The organism is Nocardia sp. NPDC050406 (assembly GCF_044459025.1).
Lineage (GTDB): Bacteria > Actinomycetota > Actinomycetes > Mycobacteriales > Mycobacteriaceae > Nocardia.
On the sequence record NZ_JBITIM010000003.1, the window covers coordinates 716,533 to 735,261 of the forward strand.

The 18,729-nt window shown below is 68.6% G+C and carries 19 protein-coding genes and 1 tRNA gene; 9 read left to right on the forward strand and 11 right to left on the reverse strand.

Features of this window, described 5'->3' with window-relative positions; all coding sequences use genetic code 11:
* Positions 1-17 precede the first annotated feature (17 nt).
* The 4 genes from ACIBH2_RS26670 to ACIBH2_RS26685 form a co-directional block, all read right to left on the reverse strand.
* A complete protein-coding gene (locus ACIBH2_RS26670) occupies positions 18-455 on the reverse strand; it encodes an HIT family protein (RefSeq protein ID WP_397122207.1) in 438 nt (145 codons plus the stop codon).
* A gap of 108 nt (positions 456-563) precedes the next feature.
* Positions 564-1,985 (reverse strand): adenylosuccinate lyase, encoded by a 1,422-nt coding sequence (gene purB / locus ACIBH2_RS26675; RefSeq protein ID WP_397122209.1) that lies wholly within the window; start codon positions 1,983-1,985, stop codon positions 564-566.
* A gap of 71 nt (positions 1,986-2,056) precedes the next feature.
* Positions 2,057-2,668 (reverse strand): TetR/AcrR family transcriptional regulator, encoded by a 612-nt coding sequence (locus ACIBH2_RS26680; protein ID WP_397122211.1) that lies wholly within the window; start codon positions 2,666-2,668, stop codon positions 2,057-2,059.
* A 238-nt stretch (positions 2,669-2,906) separates the two neighbouring features.
* Complete coding sequence (locus ACIBH2_RS26685) at positions 2,907-4,064, reverse strand: pyridoxal phosphate-dependent aminotransferase (RefSeq protein ID WP_397122213.1); 1,158 nt, start codon at positions 4,062-4,064, stop codon at positions 2,907-2,909.
* A gap of 53 nt (positions 4,065-4,117) precedes the next feature.
* Between ACIBH2_RS26685 and ACIBH2_RS26690 the strand changes: the two genes are divergently transcribed.
* A complete protein-coding gene (locus ACIBH2_RS26690; protein ID WP_397122215.1) occupies positions 4,118-5,524 on the forward strand; it encodes a M23 family metallopeptidase in 1,407 nt (468 codons plus the stop codon).
* A 55-nt stretch (positions 5,525-5,579) separates the two neighbouring features.
* On the opposite strand, the gene purD is transcribed toward ACIBH2_RS26690, so the two are convergent.
* Positions 5,580-6,863: a phosphoribosylamine--glycine ligase gene (purD, locus tag ACIBH2_RS26695; protein ID WP_397122217.1), complete on the reverse strand. Its 1,284-nt coding sequence runs from the start codon at positions 6,861-6,863 to the stop codon at positions 5,580-5,582.
* A 103-nt stretch (positions 6,864-6,966) separates the two neighbouring features.
* On the opposite strand from purD, the gene ACIBH2_RS26700 reads away from it, so the two are divergent.
* The gene (locus ACIBH2_RS26700) at positions 6,967-7,344 is read left to right on the forward strand and encodes a PH domain-containing protein (RefSeq protein ID WP_397122219.1); all 378 of its coding nucleotides are present in this window, start codon (positions 6,967-6,969) and stop codon (positions 7,342-7,344) included.
* A gap of 60 nt (positions 7,345-7,404) precedes the next feature.
* Positions 7,405-7,830: an HIT family protein gene (locus ACIBH2_RS26705; protein ID WP_397122221.1), complete on the forward strand. Its 426-nt coding sequence runs from the start codon at positions 7,405-7,407 to the stop codon at positions 7,828-7,830.
* 7 nt (positions 7,831-7,837) lie between these two features.
* Here ACIBH2_RS26705 and ACIBH2_RS26710 read toward each other — a convergent pair whose 3' ends face one another.
* Both ACIBH2_RS26710 and ACIBH2_RS26715 read right to left on the reverse strand, forming a co-directional pair.
* On the reverse strand, positions 7,838-9,307 hold the full coding sequence (locus ACIBH2_RS26710) for a sensor histidine kinase (RefSeq protein ID WP_397122223.1): 1,470 nt from the start codon (positions 9,305-9,307) through the stop codon (positions 7,838-7,840).
* A complete protein-coding gene (locus ACIBH2_RS26715) occupies positions 9,304-10,035 on the reverse strand; it encodes a response regulator transcription factor (protein ID WP_397122225.1) in 732 nt (243 codons plus the stop codon). The genes ACIBH2_RS26710 and ACIBH2_RS26715 overlap by 4 nt, the downstream gene beginning before the upstream one ends.
* A gap of 135 nt (positions 10,036-10,170) precedes the next feature.
* On the opposite strand from ACIBH2_RS26715, the gene ACIBH2_RS26720 reads away from it, so the two are divergent.
* The 4 genes from ACIBH2_RS26720 to ACIBH2_RS26735 are packed head-to-tail and all read left to right on the forward strand — an operon-like array spanning position 10,171 to position 14,087.
* Positions 10,171-11,187, forward strand: a complete 1,017-nt coding sequence (locus ACIBH2_RS26720) for a FecCD family ABC transporter permease (protein WP_397122227.1) — start codon at positions 10,171-10,173, stop codon at positions 11,185-11,187.
* Complete coding sequence (locus ACIBH2_RS26725) at positions 11,184-12,224, forward strand: FecCD family ABC transporter permease (protein WP_397122229.1); 1,041 nt, start codon at positions 11,184-11,186, stop codon at positions 12,222-12,224. The genes ACIBH2_RS26720 and ACIBH2_RS26725 overlap by 4 nt, the downstream gene beginning before the upstream one ends.
* Positions 12,221-13,051: an ABC transporter ATP-binding protein gene (locus ACIBH2_RS26730; RefSeq protein WP_397122231.1), complete on the forward strand. Its 831-nt coding sequence runs from the start codon at positions 12,221-12,223 to the stop codon at positions 13,049-13,051. The genes ACIBH2_RS26725 and ACIBH2_RS26730 overlap by 4 nt, the downstream gene beginning before the upstream one ends.
* 28 nt (positions 13,052-13,079) lie before the next feature.
* The gene (locus ACIBH2_RS26735) at positions 13,080-14,087 is read left to right on the forward strand and encodes an ABC transporter substrate-binding protein (RefSeq protein WP_397122233.1); all 1,008 of its coding nucleotides are present in this window, start codon (positions 13,080-13,082) and stop codon (positions 14,085-14,087) included.
* A 95-nt stretch (positions 14,088-14,182) separates the two neighbouring features.
* Here the strand turns inward: ACIBH2_RS26735 and ACIBH2_RS26740 are convergent.
* From ACIBH2_RS26740 to ACIBH2_RS26750, 3 genes are all read right to left on the reverse strand, one after another.
* A tRNA-Thr gene (locus ACIBH2_RS26740) sits at positions 14,183-14,254 on the reverse strand.
* Positions 14,255-14,454: 200 nt separating this feature from the next.
* Complete coding sequence (locus ACIBH2_RS26745; RefSeq protein ID WP_019931522.1) at positions 14,455-14,697, reverse strand: MbtH family protein; 243 nt, start codon at positions 14,695-14,697, stop codon at positions 14,455-14,457.
* Between the two features lie 141 nt (positions 14,698-14,838).
* Positions 14,839-15,672, reverse strand: coding sequence for an alpha/beta fold hydrolase (locus tag ACIBH2_RS26750; protein WP_397122235.1), 834 nt, complete (start codon positions 15,670-15,672; stop codon positions 14,839-14,841).
* A gap of 197 nt (positions 15,673-15,869) precedes the next feature.
* Here ACIBH2_RS26750 and ACIBH2_RS26755 point away from each other — a divergent pair, with 197 nt between their 5' ends.
* Positions 15,870-16,040, forward strand: a complete 171-nt coding sequence (locus ACIBH2_RS26755; RefSeq protein WP_397122237.1) for a hypothetical protein — start codon at positions 15,870-15,872, stop codon at positions 16,038-16,040.
* Positions 16,041-16,102: 62 nt separating this feature from the next.
* Positions 16,103-17,680, forward strand: coding sequence for a trehalose-6-phosphate synthase (locus ACIBH2_RS26760; RefSeq protein ID WP_397122239.1), 1,578 nt, complete (start codon positions 16,103-16,105; stop codon positions 17,678-17,680).
* A 90-nt stretch (positions 17,681-17,770) separates the two neighbouring features.
* On the opposite strand, the gene ACIBH2_RS26765 is transcribed toward ACIBH2_RS26760, so the two are convergent.
* A complete protein-coding gene (locus tag ACIBH2_RS26765; protein ID WP_397122241.1) occupies positions 17,771-18,724 on the reverse strand; it encodes an oxidoreductase in 954 nt (317 codons plus the stop codon).
* Between the last annotated feature and the right edge of the window lie 5 nt (positions 18,725-18,729).

Sequence of the window (18,729 nt, forward strand, 5' to 3'; positions counted from 1 at the left end):
GCATATGGTAATGCCGTTCAGCTATTACCGGACGCCCTGTCGAACGCGCCCCGAATCGATCCCGCGAGATAATCCAGATCCGCGCGCGGCGGCGAGGTCGGCCGCCCCCGCAGCCCGAATCCGTCCCCCGGCGTCCGCGGAATCACGTGCAGGTGCACATGAAAAACCTCCTGCCCCGCCGTCACCCCGTCCGCGAGAAAGAAATTCACCCCGTCGCACCCCACCTCCGACTCCCGCAATGCCGCCGCCAGCCGCTGCCCCACCTGAAAAAGCTTCCCCCCGACCTCCGGATCCAACTCCGCCAAACTCGTCGCCGGAACCTTCGGAATCACCAACAGATGCCCTGGCGTGAACGGCCGAATATCCATGAACGCCAACACATCATCGTCCTCGTAGACCTTCGAGGAAGGCGCCCGCCCGGCGACGATATCGGAGAAAATCGTGTACGGATTCATGCGCCGAGCCTAAGACCGCCGCGAGAGAATGGCGGCCCCACTCCCCCAAACCAATTCGTCCCCCGGCTCCGCGGAGCCGGGGGACGAGAGTACGAGGGTCGTCCGAGTTCAGAGGATCGGGGAGGGGGTGTAGCGGGCGGCTTCGGGGTTGGCGTCGACCAGTTTCTGGACCTGGGCGATGACCTCGGCGGTCTGGGCTTCGGCCGCGCCGATGAAGGCGGAGCGGTCGGCCAGGGCGGTATCGAGGGCGGCGCGGTCGAGGGGCATGCGGTCGTCGGCGGCGAGGCGGTCGAGCAGGTCGGGTTCGCGGCCCTGTTCGCGCATGGCCAGGGCGACGGCGACGGCGTGCTCCTTGATGACCTCGTGGGCGGTCTCGCGGCCGACGCCCGCGCGCACCGCCGCCATGAGGATGCGGGTGGTCGCGAGGAAGGGCAGGTAGCGGTTGAGCTCGCGGTCGACGACGGCGGGGTACGCGCCGAATTCGGCGAGCACGGTCAGGAAGGTCTCCATCATGCCGTCGATGGCGAAGAAGGCGTCGGGCAGCGCCACGCGGCGAATGACCGAGCAGAAGACATCGCCCTCGTTCCATTGCGCGCCAGCCATTTCCGCCGCCATGGACCCGTAACCGCGCAGCACCACCTGCAAGCCGTTGACGCGCTCACACGAGCGGGTGTTCATCTTGTGCGGCATGGCCGAGGACCCCACCTGCCCGGGCTGGAAACCCTCGGTGACCAGTTCGTGCCCGGCCATCAAGCGAATGGTGTGCGCGAAAGACGAAGGGCCAGCGCCGATCTGGACCAGCGCGGAGAGCACGTCGTGATCCAGCGAGCGCGGGTAGATCTGGCCGACACTGGTGAAGACGTTCGCGAAACCGAGGTGGCGGGCGACCTTCTGCTCCAGCTGCGCCAGCTTCCCGGCATCCCCGCCGAGCAGATCCAGCATGTCCTGCGCGGTCCCCATCGGGCCCTTGATGCCGCGCAGCGGATAGCGGTCGATGAGCTCGCGCAGCCGGGTGAGCGCGATGAGCAGTTCGTCGGCCGCCGAGGCGAACCGCTTGCCCAGCGTGGTGGCCTGCGCGGCCACATTGTGCGAGCGCCCCGCCATGACGAGGGTCTGGTACTGCGCCGCCCGCTCGGCCAGCCGCGCCGCGACGGCCACGCCGTGCGCGTACACGTGCTCGAGCGACTGCCGGATCTGCAGCTGCTCCACATTCTCGGTGAGATCGCGCGAGGTCATGCCCTTGTGCACGTGCTCGTGCCCGGCGAGGGCGTTGAACTCCTCGATACGGGCCTTCACATCGTGGCGGGTGACGCGCTCGCGCTCGGCGATGGAGGCCAGGTTCACCTGGTCGACGACGCGCTCGTAATCCTCGATCACCCCGGCCGGAACATCCACGCCGAGTTCGGACTGCGCGCGCAGCACCTCCAACCAGAGCCGCCGCTCGAGCACGATCTTGTTCTCGGGCGACCACAGGTGCACCAACTCGGGGCTGGCGTAGCGGGTGGCGAGGACGTTCGGCACAAGACTCACGTCTGCCGAGTCTAGTTAGCTCGCCGATGGCCTCCGCACCCCGGCCGAGCACCGCCGCGGCGCGGGTGGGTTCAGGCGGGCGGAGCGACGATATCGATGAGCTCGAGCAGCGCCCCGCGCGCCATGCGGCGGGGTTGCGGATCGCGTTCGCCCAGCGCGGTCACCACGGCGCCGTCGACCACCGCCACCAGTCTGCGCACCTGTTCGGCCCGCACCACCCGGTCGGAGCGGCGCAGCACATCGGCGAGCAGCTCGTCGAGTTGCGCGCGTAGTCGAAGCTGCACCTCGCGTAGCTCCGGATGCCGCGCGGAGGCGACCGAGCGTTCGTAGCGGGCGATCAACTGGCCGCGGGAATCCTCGTCGTGATCCTGGCCGTCGGGGCAGACGAGCAGGTCCAGAATGAGGTCCACGGTGGCCTCCGCGCCGCGACGGCGATGGGTCACCTCGCCCACGCGGCGGCGCATGCTGTCGAGTTCGGCGTTGCCGGAGAATTCGACCGCGCGCGCGATCAAATCCTCGAGGGATTCGAAGTAGTAGGTCGTCGACGCCAGCGGAAGTTCCGCGCGCGTGGCCACCGAGCGGTGCCGGACCGCATCGAATCCGCCTTCGAGTAGCAACTCGGCGGCAGCTGCAACCAGCGCTTGGCGACGCCGTTCGCCTTTCGGGGTCGTCGCGGTGATCACCACGTAATCGTGCCAGTCATCATCGGTTCATCTGTGCCAAATGGGTGCGATCTGTGTCTGTTCCAGTGTGAACGGGCTGTCGACGAGCCGTGCGAAATACGCATTACAGCTGTTGTACCCCATCGGTCGAGACCAGGGGGCGAGACGGGAAAGTCTTTGCGGGACATCGCCGCTGGGCTCCGGTGCGACGAACCGACCGGAACCGCTCCGGCAAACGGAGGGCATCGCGGCGGCGGCCTCATTCGAGATACTTTTCCAATCTCGTCAATGCCTCTTCGATATCGGCGGTCGCGCCCGCGAAGGAGAATCGCACGGTGTGCAGTCCATTGCGGGTGTCGAAGTCGATGCCCGGGGCGAGGGCGACGCCGGTGTGGTTCAGGACGTCGGTGCACCACGCCATGGAATCGTCGGTCAGATGCGCGATATCGGCATAGGCGTAGAACGCGCCGTCGGCCGGAGCCAAATCGGTGATCCCCAATTTCGGCAGTCCGCGCAGCAGTAGCTGGCGGTTGGCCGCATACCTCTGAACATGTCCGTCCAGTTCGGTTTTGGCCTCGGGGCCGAAGGCGTGCACGGCGGCGTACTGGGAGATGGCGGGCGGGCACACTGTCATATTCGACGCGAGCCGCTGCAAGGCCGGGCGCAGGTGCTCGGGCACCAGCATCCAGCCCAGCCGCCATCCGGTCATGGAGAAGTACTTCGACACCGAGCCGATGACGATGGCATTGTGCGAGGTCTCCCAGGCCGAGGAGGTCGGTTCGGTGCCCGCGTAGACGATGCCGTGGTAGATCTCGTCGGAGATCAGCAGCGTGCCGTGGTCGTCGCACCAGCGGGCCAGCGCGGCCAGCTCCGCCGGGTCGATCATGGTGCCGGTCGGATTGGCCGGACTCGCCACGATGAGCCCGGCCGGGGCCTGCGGCAGCGCCTCCAACATGGCCACCGTCGGCTGGAACCGAGTCTCCGGACCGCAGTCCAGCTCGACGACCTCGCAGCCCAGCGCCGCGAGCGTGTTGCGGTAGGCGGGATACCCCGGCCGCGCCACCACCACGGTGTCCCCAGCGTCGAAGGCCGCCAGGAAGATCAGCGTGAACGCCCCCGACGATCCGGTCGTCACGACCACGTCCTCGGCGGTCACCGACACCCCGTAGGTGTCGCGGTGATGCCCCGCGATCGCCTCGCGCAGCGGCAGAATCCCGAATGTCTCGGTGTAGCCGAGCAATTCCGCGTCCATGGCCGCCTTGGTCGCCCGCAGGACCGGCGCGGGCGCCGGAGTCGAGGGCTGCCCGGCCGCCAATACCAGCACATCCCCGTGGGTTCGGGCGCGCTCCGCTGCTGCTTTCCAGACATCCATCACGTAAAAAGGTGGAATGGCCGACCGGCGAGATTCGATACGCACTCGACAGACGGTAGAGCACCCGCTCCGCCGCCCGTCCGGAAACACCCGCCGGAATGCCTGAGGGCCACCACGCGCCGGGGGGACCAACCGACACCGACGAGGACGAAACCACGGAATACCAGCCCGACCCGACGTCAGCACGGAAAACCGCCGCCCCGGGGCGCGCGGGGAAACGCGCGGGCCGGAAACAGGCGACACGCGAGTCGGGAGCCCGCGCCGCACAGTCAGCCGCACAGTCGGAGGGCGGCGAGCCGCGAGCCCGCGACGCACGGCCCACGGACGGTGGCGGCAAGAAGGCCCGCACCGCACGACTCGGAGGCAGCAGCGACGGCGTCGACAACATCCGCGACGCACTACCCGAGGACGACAGCGGCGACAGCGTCAGCGACGCACGGCTCGAGAGCAGCAACGAGTCGGAGGCCCGTGCCGCGCGACCACGCAGGGGCGGCAATCGGAAGTCGGTGCCCACCACCTTTACACCCGGCGTTCGGACGCAGCTCGGTAAGCCCGCGGCCACCGTCTCGTGGCGAGAATCCCTCCGCGAATCCTGGAGTGGGGTCGCGCGGACGCTTCGGCCCGCGGGCGTGCGGGTGCGGGACGACGCGACGCGGGTGTGGCAGGCGCTGCCGAAGTCACGGGAGCAATTGCGTGAGGTCGGGCCGAAGGTGCGCGACGAGGTGCGGCGGCAGGCGCCGGTCACCAAGGCGTGGGCGCGGCAGCATCGGGTGCTGCTGGCCGGGCTGATGGCGGTGGTGGTCTTCGCCGGGGCGGACAGCACCCTGGCCCGCATTCCGACCGACGCGGCGGTGGAACCCGGTGTGGCACAGCGCGTTCCGGTGGCCTACCCGTTGCAGGTGCAGGCTCCGGCGGCGACGGCCAAGCGCTATCTGGACGCCATCAACAGCGGTGAGAAACTGCGTGAGGCGGCCGTGGTGGCCGCCGCCGCGCGCTCCACCCTGGAGCGCGCCAAGGCGGAGGCCGCCGCCGCGGTCGCCGGGGAGAACTCCCCCTGGCTGAATTCCGGCGCTGACTCCGGTGGGGCGCTGCCGCCGGGCTTCGTGCTGCCCGGCGCGGGCGGCTACGTCCTGCCCGCCATCGGCGCGTTCACCTCCGGTTTCGGTCAGCGCTGGGGCACCTTCCACGCCGGAATCGATATCGCGGCCCCGCTGGGTTCGCCCATCTACGCGGTGGCGGCGGGCACGGTCATCGACGCGGGCCCGGCCCAGGGCTTCGGCCTGTGGGTCCGCATCCGCCACGACGACGGTTCGATCTCCATCTACGGCCACATGTACGACTTCTTCGTCTCGGTGGGTGAACGCGTACCCGCCGGATTGCAGATCGCCCGCATCGGCAACCGCGGCGACTCCACGGGCCCGCATCTGCACTTCGAGGTCGTCATCGACGGCCAGCACGTGGATCCGCAGCGCTGGCTGGCCCTGCACGGACTCTCGCTGGGCTGAACGAGAAAGCCCCGCACCTTCCAAAGGTGCGGGGCCGCAACGTATTCGCCGAGGATCAGACCGCTGCCGGGACGGTGATCCGGTTCTCCGTCGCCGCCAAGGCGATATCGGTGCGGAAGTGGCTGCCCGGCAGCTTGATGCCCGCCAGGCGGGCGTAGGCGTTCTCGCGCGCCTCGGCGAGGTCGGCTCCGTAGCCCACGATGGAGAGCACGCGCCCACCGGCCGAGACCAGCGCGCCGTCGGCCCGCTGCGCCGTACCGGCGTGCAGCACCTCGGATTCGGTTCCGGTGCCCGAGGATTCGGCCCCGGTGATGAGGTCGCCGGTGCGCGGGCGGCCGGGGTAATTCTCGGCGGCGAGCACCACGGTGACGGCCGCGCCGTCCTTCCAGCGCGGCGGCGCGACCTGACTCAGGGCGCCGGTGGCCGTGGCGTGGAGCAGTTCACCGAGCGGGCTGTCGAGCATGGCCAGCACGGCCTGGGTCTCGGGATCGCCGAAGCGGCAGTTGAATTCGACCACGGCCGGACCGTTGGACCCGATGGCCAGACCGGCGTAGAGCAGCCCGGAGAACGGGGTGCCCCGGCGAACCATCTCCGCCGCAACGGGTTTCACCACATCGTCGACAATGGCGGCGGCGGTCTCGTCGGAGAGCCACGGCAGCGGCGTGTACGCGCCCATACCGCCGGTGTTCGGTCCGGTGTCGCCGTCGCCGACGCGCTTGTGGTCCTGCGCGGGCAGCAGCGGCACCACGGTCTCGCCGTCGACCAGGCAGAACAACGACACCTCGGGGCCGTCGAGGAAGGACTCCAGCAGCACCGGATGCCCCATCTCCAGACATTCGGCGGCGTGCTCGCGCGCGGCCGACCGATCGGGGGTCACCACGACGCCCTTGCCCGCGGCGAGCCCGTCGTCCTTGACCACCCAGGTCGGCCCGAAGCGGTCCAGCGCGGCATCGAGTTCGCCCGGGCTGTCCACCACCTCGCTGTGCGCGGTCTCGACGCCCGCGGCGTTCATGACGTCCTTGGCGAAAGCCTTGGAGCCCTCGATCTTGGCGGCCTCCGCAGACGGCCCGAACGCCGCGATTCCGGCGGCGCGCACGGCGTCGGCGACGCCGAGCACCAGCGGCACCTCGGGTCCGATCACCACCAGATCCGCCTCGAGCTCGCGCGCCAACGCCACGACCTCCTCGCCGGAGCAGGGATCCACGGGCCGAACCTCGGCGTGCTGGGCGATGCCCGCATTGCCCGGGGCCGCGTACAGCGCGGTCACCGCGGGATCTCGCCGCAGGGCGAGGACGAGGGCATGCTCACGGGCTCCGGAACCGATGACGAGTACGCGCACGGGCAACAGCTTAGGTGACGTCGGTTTACTGCGGTCCGGGCCTCCGGCAGGGATGATTGAGGAGACAGCCACCACCGCGATCGCGCGAAGGATGTGCAGGCCAATGGGCTTGATCGACGGAATCATGGGCAATGCCGGACGGATCGATCCGAACTCGGCGCAGCAGGAGTACGGGAAGCTGTTCGGGCAAGGGGAACAGGTGTACGCGGCGTACCTGCTGGTACGAGACGCGTTGCTGTTCACGAACAGACGATTGATCATTGTCGACAAGCAGGGCGTGACGGGCCGGAAGGTGAGCTATCACAGCGTGCCGTACCGGGCCATCACGCACTTCTCGGTGGAGACGGCGGGCACCTTCGATCTGGATGCGGAACTGTGCATCTGGATCGCGGGCAGCGCCGAGCCGGTGCAGAAGCGCTTCAACCGGCAGGTCGACATCTACGAGGTGCAGTCGATCCTGTCGCATTTCGTCGCGGTGTGAGCGACGAAGACGTGGGAGCAGAGCGGCGCGCACGCACCGAGCACGCGTAATCTCCGGAGCATGGCTTCTGTTTTCTCCGCAATCATCTCCGGTCAGCTGCCGGGCCGGTTCGTGTGGGAGGACGACGAATTCGTCGCATTCCTGACCATTGCCCCGGTGACGCAGGGGCATACGTTGGTGGTGCCGCGCCAGGAGATCGACCAGTGGCAGGACCTCGATCCGGATACCTTCGCGCGGCTGACCGCCGTGGCCCAGAAGATCGGGCAGGCCGTGCGGGCGGCCTGGAGCGCGCCGCGCGCGGGCCTGCTCATCGCCGGTCTCGAGGTGCCGCACCTGCACCTGCATGTGTTCCCGGCCTTCGAGTTGGGTGATTTCGATATCACCGACGCGGATCCGGAGCCGAGCAAGGAGTCCCTGGACGAGGCCCAGGCCAAGATCAAGCAGGCGCTGCGCGACCTCGGCTACGGCAAGAACGTCCCGGAGTAACCGCCGCTCAGCGCGGTAACCGCACCGTGAAAGTAGTGCCCGCACCCGGCGCGCTGTCCACCGAGACAGCGCCGCCGTGTGCGTGCACGAGAGCCTGCACGATGGACAGGCCCAATCCGCTGCCGCCGCTCTCGCGGCTGCGGGAGGCGTCGGCGCGGTAGAACCGTTCGAACACCCGCTCGGCCTGATCGGGTTCCAGGCCGGGGCCGGTATCGACGATTTGCAGCGACACCTGGTCGGCGGCCGGGACGAGTCGCACGGTCACCTCGGCGGTGGGCGGGGTGTGCACGAGCGCATTGTTCACCAGATTGCCCAGCACCTGGCGCAGCCGCGCCGCATCGCCGTTCACCTCCAAAGTCCCCTCGCCGGAACCGATTTCCAATTCGATGCGCCGTAGCGGCCCGTCCGGCCGCTGCGCGGCGGCGACGGCGCGCGCACTGTGCACGGCGTCGCTGGCCAGCGCCAACAGGTCCACCGAGGTGTGCTGCAGCGGCCGTTGGGCATCCAGGCGCGCCAGCATGAGCAGATCCTCGACCAGCAAGCCCATGCGCGTGGATTCGTGTTCGATGCGATCCATCAGCATGTCCGAATCTGTAATGGCCCCTTGCCGATACAGCTCGGCGAAGCCCTTGATGGTGGTGAGCGGCGTACGCAGTTCGTGGCTGGCGTCGGCCACGAAGCGGCGCATCTTGGCCTCCGAATGCCGCGCCGCCTCCTCCGAGGCCTCGGTGGCGGCGAAGGCGGACTGAATCTGGGCGAGCATGCCGTTGAGCGATCGGGACAGGTGATCCACCTCGGTTTCGGTGCCGCGCACGGGAACTCGCCGATGCAGGTCACCTCCGGCGATGGCGGCGGCGGTCTCCTCCACCTGCCGCAACGGCCGCAGACTGCGCCGAATCACCCAGCGCGCCACCAGCGCGAGCGCGGCCAGCACGACCGCGCCGACCGCGCCCTGCAGCAGGAGCAGGCGGTCGAGAATGGCTTTCGTCTGTTCCAGCGGCACCGCGACGGTGCTGGTCCCCGCGGGGTTCTGCAGGCGCACCGCACGCCATTTCACCGCCTCGTCCCCCTCCGATCCGACGGTGACGGGATCGCGTCCGAGATCCGCCGGGATATCCGGCACCGAGGTGCCCGCGTTCAGGTGCAGCACCGTATTGCCTTGCGGGTCCACGACTCTCACATAGAACAGCTGCGGCGGCCCATCCATGCCGGTTAGCGGTGCCTGCGGCGGCCGCGGCGCACCCGGCCGCGCCCAGGTGTGGATGGCCTCGTCGAGCTGTTTGTCGACGCGGTCGATGAGCGCGCCGCGCATGGCGGAGGTCACCGCGATCCCCGAGGCCAACAGCCCCAGCCCCGCCAGACAGACCAGCGCCGCCACGAGCGTGGTGCGCAGCGGCACCGCGGCGAGCCGATCCGAGAGCCAGCGGCGGCTCGCGCCGATCCGCCGCACCACAACGCCTTTCGGCGCGGCGGTCATCGCGCGCCCGACCCGCCGCGCGATTCCCGCAGCACGTAGCCGACGCCGCGCAAGGTGTGGATCAGCCGGTCCGGTCCGGTATCGACCTTCTTCCGCAGATAGGACACATAGGTCTCCACCACCCCGACCTCACCCCCGAAGTCGTAGCGCCACACGTGATCCAGAATGCGCGGCTTGCTGAGCACGGTGCCCGCGTTCACCACGAAGTACCGCAGCAACGTGAATTCGGTGGGCGACAAGGCAACCGGCTCCCCTGCCTTCCAGACCTCGTGGGTGTCGTCGTCGAGTTCGATATCGGCGAACCGCAGTCGCGGCGACTTCCGTTCGGCCACACCGTGTCCCGCGCGCCGCAGGATCACCCGCAGCCGAGCCACCACCTCCTCCAGACTGAACGGCTTGGTCACGTAGTCGTCCGCGCCCAGCGTCAATCCGGTGATCTTGTCCTCGACATCGTCTCGGGCGGTGAGGAACAGCACCGGTGCGTCGATGCCGTCCGCGCGCAATCGCCGCAACAGCCCGAACCCGTCCATCCCCGGCATCATCACGTCCACGATCAGCGCGTCGGGCCGAAAGCCCTTCGCCCGGTCGAGACCCTCGGCGCCGCTGCCCGCCGTCGCGACCTCGAAACCCTGGAACCGCAGACTTACCGCCAAGAGCTCGACGATCATCGGCTCGTCGTCGACGACCAGAATCCGAGCCTCGGTCTCGCGCTGCGCGGGAACTGCCATGACTTCATCCTGCGCGGTCCAGAGGTGAGGATCCTGGACGTTGGCTGGGAGTTTCCTGGGAGCCGACCCGCTTCCCACGCACGGGAAACGACCGTATTGACAACATTAGGACTGCCTAACCTAAGCTCATCGCCCATGACCTCTGTGGACGCCGCGCGCCCGGCCGCGCTGAGCTGGCGAATACCGGTGCTCGGCATCGGGTTGGCCGCCCTGCTGCTGTGCGTCGTACTGAGCCTCGCCCTGGGTGCGCGGTCGGTGCCGGTGCCCGCCGTGGTCGAGGCGCTGCTCGGGCAGGGGCAGGGCCGCGACGCCATGGTGGTGACCGGAATGCGGTGGCCGCGCACGGTGGTCGGGCTGGTGGTCGGCGCGGTACTGGGCCTGGCGGGTGCGGTGGTGCAGGGCGTCACGCGCAATCCGCTGGCCGCGCCGACCACGCTCGGCATCAATGCCGGAGCCGGATTCGCGGTGGTTATCGCGATCTTCACGCTCGGGCTCACCCAGCCGGTGCAGTACCTCGGGTTCGCTTTCGCGGGCGCGGCCGCCGCCGCGGCCTTCGCGCTCGCGCTGGGCCGCCGGTCCGGTGATCTGGACCCGGTCCGGCTGGTGCTCGGCGGCACCGTCCTGCAATTGGTGCTCATCTCCTGGACCTCGTCGATCCTGCTGTTCAGCGAGCGCACCCTCGACGAGGCCCGGTTCTGGCTGGCGGGTTCGATCTCCGAACGCGGCTTCGACATCCTCGTACCCATGCTGCCGACGATCGTCGTCGGCACCCTGCTCGCCCTGATGCTCGCCCCGGCACTCAACGCGCTGGCGCTCGGCGACGAAGCCGCCACGGCGCTCGGACTTCCGGTGGCGCGCATTCGATTCGTCGGCATGGTGGCGGTGGTGCTGCTGGCCGGTTCGGCGGTCGCGGTGGCGGGCCCGATCTTCTTCATCGGTTTGGCCGCACCGCATCTGGTGCGGCTGGTGCTCGGCGGCGACCATCGGCTGCTGCTGCCCGGCGTGCTCATCGCCGGACCGCTGCTGCTGCTCGGCGCGGATATCCTCGGACGGCTCATCGCACCGCCCTCGGAAGTCGAGGTCGGGATCATCACCTCCTTCCTGGGTGCGCCGCTGCTGGTGATCCTCGCGCGCAGGCGGGCCACCCGATGATCGCCACCCTCCCGGCCCCGCCGCGGGCGACCGCGAATTCCCGTGCCCGACAGCGCCTCACCGTGCTGGCCGTCACCTCCGCGGCCCTGCTCGCCGGACTGATCACCCTGGCGCTGGTGCTCGGCGAATTCCCGATGGCGCCCGGCGCCGCGCTGGGCGCCGCGCTCGGATTCGGGGACGCCGGTGATGTCTATGTGGTGCAACAGTTTCGGCTGCCGCGCCTGGTCGCCGGTCTGATCGCCGGAGCCGGGTTGGCGGTGTCCGGCGCTGTGCTGCAACGGATCTTCCGCAACCCGCTGGCCTCCCCCGATGTCATGGGCGTCACCGGCGGCGCGTCCTTCGGCGCGGTGGTGATTCTGGCCTTCGGCGCGAGCCAGGCGCTGATTCCGTTCGGCGCGTTGGCCGGTGGGCTCGTCGCGGGCATCCTGCTCGCCGTCCTCGGCAGCCGGGGGCTGCCGGTGAGCCGACTGGTCCTCATGGGCCTGGCGATTCAGGCGGGTCTGGCGGCGGCGGTGAACCTCTTCCTGGTGCGCTTCCCCAAGGAGCTCGCGGGATCGGCGCTGCAATGGCGCACCGGATCGCTCTACGGGCGCACCTGGCCGGAGGTCCAGGGCGCGGCCCTCGCCAGCGCGGTGGTGCTGCTCGCGATCTTCGTGGCGTACCGGACCCTGGCCGTGCTCGACCTCGGCGACGAATCCGCGGGCACCCTCGGCGTCCGGGTCTCCTCGACGCGCATCCGTCTACTGCTGACCGCGGTCGCGCTGGCCTCCCTGGCCGCCGCCCTCGCCGGACCGATCGCCTTTGTCGCCCTTGCCATTCCGCACCTGGTGCGCATGCTCGTCGGCCCGCCCACCGCCGCCACGCTGGCAGTCACCGCCCTGGTGGGATCGACCCTGCTGGTGGGCTGCGATCTGCTGTCGCAACACGTGCTGCCCGGCGCGGTGCCGGTCGGCGTCGTCACCGCGACGGTCGGCGCGCCCTGGCTACTCGTACTCATGCTGCGCGAGAGCAGCCCGACTTCGCGGAGGACCGCATGAGCGACGCCAATGTGCTCGCCACCCAAGACCTCGCACTGCACTACGGGGACCGACGCATCATCGACGGACTGGACCTGGAGTTGCCCGGCGGCGCGGTCACCGCCATCGTCGGGCCGAACGCGTGCGGCAAATCCACCCTGCTGCGCGGACTTTCGCGCCTGCTGCGCCCGACGGGCGGGGCCGTCACCCTGGACGGGGCCGATATCCACCGCATGTCGGCCCGCGCGCTGGCATTGCGGCTCGGATTGCTGCCACAGCAACCGATCACACCCGAGGCCATCACCGTGGAGGCGCTGGTCCGGCTGGGCCGTTACCCCCACCAGCGCATGCTGCGCCCCTGGTCGGCCGCGGATCAGTCCGCTGTCGAGAATGCCCTGCGCCGCACCGGAACCGACGATCTGCGCGATCAGCAGGTCGACCAGCTCTCCGGCGGCCAACGCCAAAGGGTCTGGATCGCACTGGCTTTGGCTCAGGACACCGATCTGTTGCTGCTCGACGAACCCACCACCTTCCTGGATCTGCGCCATCAGCTCGACATTCTGGATCTGGTCGCCGAACTGCACGCCGAGGCGGGCCGCACCGTGATCATGGTGCTGCACGATCTCGGCCAGGCCGCCCGCTACGCCGATCACCTCGTCGTCCTGCACGACGGACGGTTGGCCGCCGCGGGCCCGCCCGCCGAAATACTCGACGCCGAACTGGTGCGCACCGTCTTCGGCGTCGACTGCCGGGTCGTGCCAGACCCGGAAACCGGTACCCCGCTGGTCATCCCCACCCGTCGCGGAGCGCGACACATCCCGGCGGCGACCAGCGTCGTTCCGGCTTGATTCCCCACCATCGAAACGAGGACGAACCATGTCCATACGAGGGTTCCGCCTGCGCGGATCCGGACGCGTCGTGGCCGCACTGGTCGCGGCCACCATCGGCATCACCGGCCTGACGGCCTGCGGAAAGGGCACCGCCACAACGGATTCGGGCAGCAATCCCGCCGACGCGGCGGCATTCCCCCGCACCCTCGACACCGTGATGGGGCAGGTGACCATCCCCAAGGTGCCCCAACGCATCGTGGTGCTCGACACCGCGGAGCTGGATACGGTGACGCTGCTGGGCATCACGCCGGTCGGCGCGGTCGTACCGCACACCAAGACCCTCGGCGGCTTCCCCGACTACCTGAAGGACAAGACCGAGGGCGTCACCGATGTCGGCCCGCTGCTGGAGCCCAACCTCGAGCGCATCGCCTCGCTGCGGCCGGATCTGATCCTGTCGTCGAAGGTCCGCCACGAGAAGATCTACGACAAGCTCTCCGGTATCGCCCCGACCGTCTTCACCGAGACCACGGGCGGCCCGTGGAAGGCCAATCTGGCGGTGCACGGCAAGGCGCTGGGCCTGGACCAGCAGGCCGCGGACGCCCTGCGCGCCTACGAGGACCGTGCCCGCGCCCTCGGCGAGCAGATCAAGGCCGCCAACAACGGCACGCTGCCGACCGCCTCGGTCATCCGCTTCCTGGCCGGACCGACCCGCCTGTACCTGAGCAACTCCTTCAGCGGCGTGGTGCTCGGCGATATCGGACTGCCCCGACCGGCCTCGCAGATCTCCACCGATCCGAAGAAGATCATGCTCGAGATCAGCCCGGAACAGATCGACAAGGCCGACGCGAACCTCGTCTTCGTGGCCACCATCGACGATCCGAGCAAAACCCAGAAGACCGCCGTCACCACCAATCCGGTCTGGCTCGACCTGCCAGCCGTCAAGGGCGGCAAGGTCTTCGAGGTACCCGATGAGACCTGGATGTCCGGTATCGGCGTCCAGGCCGCCGACCGCATGCTCGCCGATGTGGCGAAGGCGACCGGCGTGCGATCCTGAGACCTGACCGAAGACCCGTGCCCCCAGCGCTGTCGCGTTGGGGGCACGGATGTTTCAGGGGCGGTGCACTTCACGTGCACCGCCCCTGTTCGCAGAGCCCCCTGTCAGGATTGAACTGACGACCTTCGCTTTACAAGAGCGGTGCTCTACCACTGAGCTAAGGAGGCGGAAGCGGAGTCATCATAACCAAGTGGACCGGCTGCGCGGAAAGCCGGATCCAGCCTGGACATTGGCGAAGGTCAGAGAACCGGCGCGATCGCGCGACAGGTGAATGTCGGGCGATCGCGGTCGGTCACCGTTCCTACGCAGCTGATCCCAGAACCCCACTGTGCGGCCCGACGAGGGGCCGCAGCGATATCTCGCTAGGTCAGGACTGGGCGGCCTGGCGGGCCGCGTCATCGGCCGCCATGGCGTCACGCAGACTCTTGGGACGCATATCCGTCCAGTTCTTCTCGACGTACTCGACGCAGGCAGCACGGCTGTCCTCGCCGAATACGACCCGCCAACCCGCCGGAACCTCGGCGAAAGCGGGCCACAGGGAATGCTGCTCCTCGTCGTTGACCAGAACGAAGAACCGGCCGTCTTCGTCATCGAAGGGATTGGTGCTCATTTCACCTCACTGGATACTGGCGCTGTGTACGGGAACGCTGACGGAACGCTGGAACACTCGGTTGTCACCCACGAGCCTCCAACGAACCCCCGACGTTGATTCGACCCTAGCAAGGCAAGCGTTACGAGTTGGTGGTTACCTTCACGCAGCGAAGAAATCGAGCAGGATCTTGTTCACGGCTTCGGGCCGTTCCAGGTAGCCGAAGTGCCCGGCATCGGGAACTTCCTGGTAGCGCGCGCCCGGAATGACCTCGGCCACCTCGCGGGAGAGATAGGGCGGGATCATTCGGTCATCGGCGAATCCGACGGACAAACACGGCACCGTAATGGCGCGGTAGGCCGCCAGCCGCTCGAAATCGTGGTCCATGCGCCGCTGCGCGCGGACGCCGGGCGAGACCGGGCCGCCGGTGAATTCGAACAGGTCCAGCCAGTCGCGGGCCGAATTCGGATCGGCCATGGTCGCCGGGGACAGATTCATGACGGCGGTGAGCGCGGCATCGTATTTGGCGGGCAGCTTCACCCCGCTGGCATCGAGTTCGTGCTCGCCCAGCGACAGCGTCTTCTGGAACTGGTCGAGCCGCCCGTGCCCGGCCATGAACACGGCCTTGCGCACCAGGTCGGGGCGGGCGAGCGCGAGTTCCTGGGCCACCCGCGCACCCATGGAGGTGCCAGCCACCAGCGCCGGTCCCTCGTCGAGGAATTCGATGAGCCCGGCGGTGTCGCGCACCAGATCGTCGATGGTCATACCGCCCGCGGCCTCGAACGAGGGCGCGATACCGCGATTGTCGAAGGTGCACACCCGGTATCCCGCGGCGACCAGCGCGGGCACCTGATGCAGCTCCCACACCCGGCCCGGGCTGCCCGTGCCCATGATCATGACCACCAGCGGACCGCCGCCCTTGACGTCGGTGCCCTTGGCACGGTCCCCCTTGACCTGGTAGTTCAGCGAGATTCCGTTCACCGTGGCCAACGGCATTGCAGCGACCCCTTCATCAGATTGACTCGTGCGGTGCCTTGTCGTCCGCACCTCCACCGTATCCCCACCGGGCGTCCGAACGTTTCTCACCACTGCTTTTGGGGCATCGCCTACACCGAGCGGACGGTCCCCAACCCGAGGCCGGATAACATGGACTCCTCGCAACCTGTGCACAGACACCCCGAGAGGACACGATGATGGCCGCGAACAGCAGCGCCAAGGACATCGCGGACGACGATCTGGAACCGCTCGCCGACGAAACCGCACGCCAGGCGCAGCGCGTCGTGGCCGCCTACGCCACGGATGCCGACGAGTGCCGGATGCTGCTGTCCATGCTGGGCATCGGGCCGAGCGCCCGGGCCGACTGAGGCGAACGGACAACAGACAACTCCAACGGGCTCCCGATACGGCAAAAGGATCGAGTGGACAGATGACACAGACCGACGACTCCCAACCCCGACCGGACAACGAGCCCGACGAATTCGACGGAGTGCCCGTGGCCGCCTATCGCGGTCCGGGTGCGTTGATTCCCGAGGACGGCTCCGGCTCCGGTTTCGTGGTCGTCGCGAATCGACTACCCGTCGACCTGGAACGACTACCCGACGGCTCCACCCGCTGGAAGCGCAGTCCGGGTGGTTTGGTGACCGCGCTGGAGCCCGTGCTGCGCAACAACAAGGGCGCGTGGGTCGGCTGGGCGGGTGTGCCGGACGTCGACCTCGATCCCATCACCGAGGACGGTCTGGACCTGTTCCCGGTACCCCTGTCGGCCCAGGAGGTCGCCGACTACTACGAGGGGTTCTCCAATGCCACGCTGTGGCCGCTGTACCACGATGTGATCGTGCGGCCGGTCTACGACCGCGACTGGTGGCAGGCGTACGTGGCGGTGAACCGCCGTTTCGCCGAGCACACCGCGAAGGTGGCGGCCGAGGGCGCGACGGTCTGGGTGCAGGACTACCAGTTGCAGCTGGTGCCCAAGATGCTGCGCATGCTGCGCCCGGATCTGACCATCGGCTTCTTCCTGCACATTCCGTTCCCGCCGGTCGAGCTGTTCATGCAGATGCCTTGGCGCACGGAGATCATCGAGGGTCTGTTGGGCGCGGACCTGATCGGCTTCCACCTGCCGGGTGGCGCGCAGAACTTCCTGTACCTGGCGCGCCGCCTCGCGGGCCAGCCGACCTCGCGCGGCAATGTGGGCGTGCGCTCCAAACTCGGTGTGGTGCAGGTGGGTTTCCGCACCGTCCGGGTGGGCGCGTTCCCGATCTCCATCGCCTCCACCGAACTCGACGAGTACTCGCGCCGCCGCTCGGTCCGTGAGCGCGCCGCGAAGATCCGTGCGGAGCTGGGCAATCCGAAGACCATCCTGTTGGGCGTGGACCGGTTGGACTACACCAAGGGCATCGACATCCGCCTGGCCGCGCTGGAAGAGTTGCTCGCCGACGGCGAGATCGACCCCGCCGAGACGGTCATGGTGCAGCTGGCGACCCCGAGCCGCGAGCGCGTGGAGTCCTACATCCAGATGCGCGGCGATATCGAACGCCAGGTGGGCCGCATCAACGGCGAATACGCCCGCGTCGGCTACCCCGTCGTGCACTACCTGCACCGACCCATCCCGCGCGAGGAGCTGGTGGCCTTCTTCGTGGCCGCCGACGTCATGGTGGTCACCCCCCTGCGCGACGGCATGAACCTGGTCGCCAAGGAGTACGTGGCCTGCCAGGGCGGCCTCAACGGCGCCCTGGTACTGAGCGAATTCACCGGCGCGGCAGGCGAACTGCGCCAGGCGTACCTGTGCAACCCGCACGACCTGGAGAGTGTGAAGGAGGCCATCTCCTCCGCCATCGACGACGACCGCGATGCCCGCCGCCGTCGCATGCGCGCCATGCGGCGCCAGGTCCTGACCCACGACGTCGACCGGTGGGCGCGCGCCTTCTTGGATGCCCTGGCTCAGGACCGGGTCGCGGGGAGTGCGTTGTTGACCGATGACGATGTGGATCCGGCGCCGCGCCGGTGAGTTTGTCCTGAGCGGTCGAAAATCGCTCCGAGGTGCCGAATTTCGGTTTCTTGGAGCGATTTTCGACCGGCTAGGCCAACGGCCCACCGCTCATTCAGCCTGTTCGCCGAAGCGGTAGACAACCCCGGTGAGCTCCTCCGACTTCTCCCACAACCGCGCGGCAAGCTCAGGGTCCGTGGCACCCGCCGCAGGCTCGTCGAGCACCGGGTAGCCCTTGATTCGGCCGCTGGGGCCGAAGAATTCGCCGCCGCGCGCAGTCGGGTCGACGGCCGCTCGGATCGTTGGCAGTGCGCCCATCTCGGGGGTTTGCTTGAACGCGTCGGACATCCACTTGAAGGTGGGGCGCGACAGGAAGCGGATGACCGGGCCCAAGTTGTTCTGGAAATCCGATTGGGCGACACCGGGATTCGCGGCGGTCGCGATGAGGTCGGCGGCGGTGCCGTTGAGTCGACGCTGCAATTCCAGGATGAAGAGTTGGTTGGCCAGTTTGGACTGCGCGTACGCTCGCAGACCTCGATAACGCTGTGCGCCGTGCACCAGGTCGTCGATGTCCTCGGCGGTCATTGCCTTGCCGAACGCCCGGCTGGTGACCGAGACGACCCGTCCGGCGGGGGCGGCGAGCAGCCGGTCCAGCAGCAGCCCGGTGAGCGCGAAATGGCCGAGATGGTTGGTGGCGAAGGTGGTTTCGAAACCGTCCTCGGTGCGCGTCGGCTCCATGGTGACGGTGCCCGCGTTGTTGATCAGCAGATCGATCCGCTCGAACTCCGCGCGCAGCTCCGCCGCGGCCTTGCGCACCGATTCCTGCGACGCGAGATCCAGTCGCACCAGCGACAATTCGGCCTCGGGAGCACCCACGCGAATCGACTCCGCGACTCCGGCCGCCTTGTCGAGATTCCGGCACGCCAGTACCACGTGCGCGCCGCTGTCGGCGAGCAGGAACGCCGTCGCCACCCCGATCCCGGCGCTGGCACCGGTGACCACGGCAACCCGCCCGCGCAGATCCGGAATATCGGCCGCGGTCCACGGCGTCTGTGTCTTGCCCATTGAGT

What these genes read in the sequence shown, in the direction of transcription:
- ACIBH2_RS26760 (WP_397122239.1), top strand. Translation starts at nt 16,103, where the DNA reads ATGACACAGACCGACGACTCCCAACCCCGACCGGACAACGAGCCCGAC.
- ACIBH2_RS26715 (WP_397122225.1), bottom strand. Translation starts at nt 10,035, where the DNA reads ATGGCAGTTCCCGCGCAGCGCGAGACCGAGGCTCGGATTCTGGTCGTC.
- ACIBH2_RS26670 (WP_397122207.1), bottom strand. Translation starts at nt 455, where the DNA reads ATGAATCCGTACACGATTTTCTCCGATATCGTCGCCGGGCGGGCGCCT.
- ACIBH2_RS26755 (WP_397122237.1), top strand. Translation starts at nt 15,870, where the DNA reads ATGGCCGCGAACAGCAGCGCCAAGGACATCGCGGACGACGATCTGGAA.
- ACIBH2_RS26765 (WP_397122241.1), bottom strand. Translation starts at nt 18,724, where the DNA reads ATGGGCAAGACACAGACGCCGTGGACCGCGGCCGATATTCCGGATCTG.
- ACIBH2_RS26710 (WP_397122223.1), bottom strand. Translation starts at nt 9,307, where the DNA reads ATGACCGCCGCGCCGAAAGGCGTTGTGGTGCGGCGGATCGGCGCGAGC.
- ACIBH2_RS26700 (WP_397122219.1), top strand. Translation starts at nt 6,967, where the DNA reads ATGGGCTTGATCGACGGAATCATGGGCAATGCCGGACGGATCGATCCG.
- ACIBH2_RS26730 (WP_397122231.1), top strand. Translation starts at nt 12,221, where the DNA reads ATGAGCGACGCCAATGTGCTCGCCACCCAAGACCTCGCACTGCACTAC.
- ACIBH2_RS26745 (WP_019931522.1), bottom strand. Translation starts at nt 14,697, where the DNA reads ATGAGCACCAATCCCTTCGATGACGAAGACGGCCGGTTCTTCGTTCTG.
- ACIBH2_RS26725 (WP_397122229.1), top strand. Translation starts at nt 11,184, where the DNA reads ATGATCGCCACCCTCCCGGCCCCGCCGCGGGCGACCGCGAATTCCCGT.
- ACIBH2_RS26690 (WP_397122215.1), top strand. Translation starts at nt 4,118, where the DNA reads ATGCCTGAGGGCCACCACGCGCCGGGGGGACCAACCGACACCGACGAG.
- ACIBH2_RS26735 (WP_397122233.1), top strand. Translation starts at nt 13,080, where the DNA reads ATGTCCATACGAGGGTTCCGCCTGCGCGGATCCGGACGCGTCGTGGCC.
- ACIBH2_RS26705 (WP_397122221.1), top strand. Translation starts at nt 7,405, where the DNA reads ATGGCTTCTGTTTTCTCCGCAATCATCTCCGGTCAGCTGCCGGGCCGG.
- ACIBH2_RS26750 (WP_397122235.1), bottom strand. Translation starts at nt 15,672, where the DNA reads ATGCCGTTGGCCACGGTGAACGGAATCTCGCTGAACTACCAGGTCAAG.
- ACIBH2_RS26720 (WP_397122227.1), top strand. Translation starts at nt 10,171, where the DNA reads ATGACCTCTGTGGACGCCGCGCGCCCGGCCGCGCTGAGCTGGCGAATA.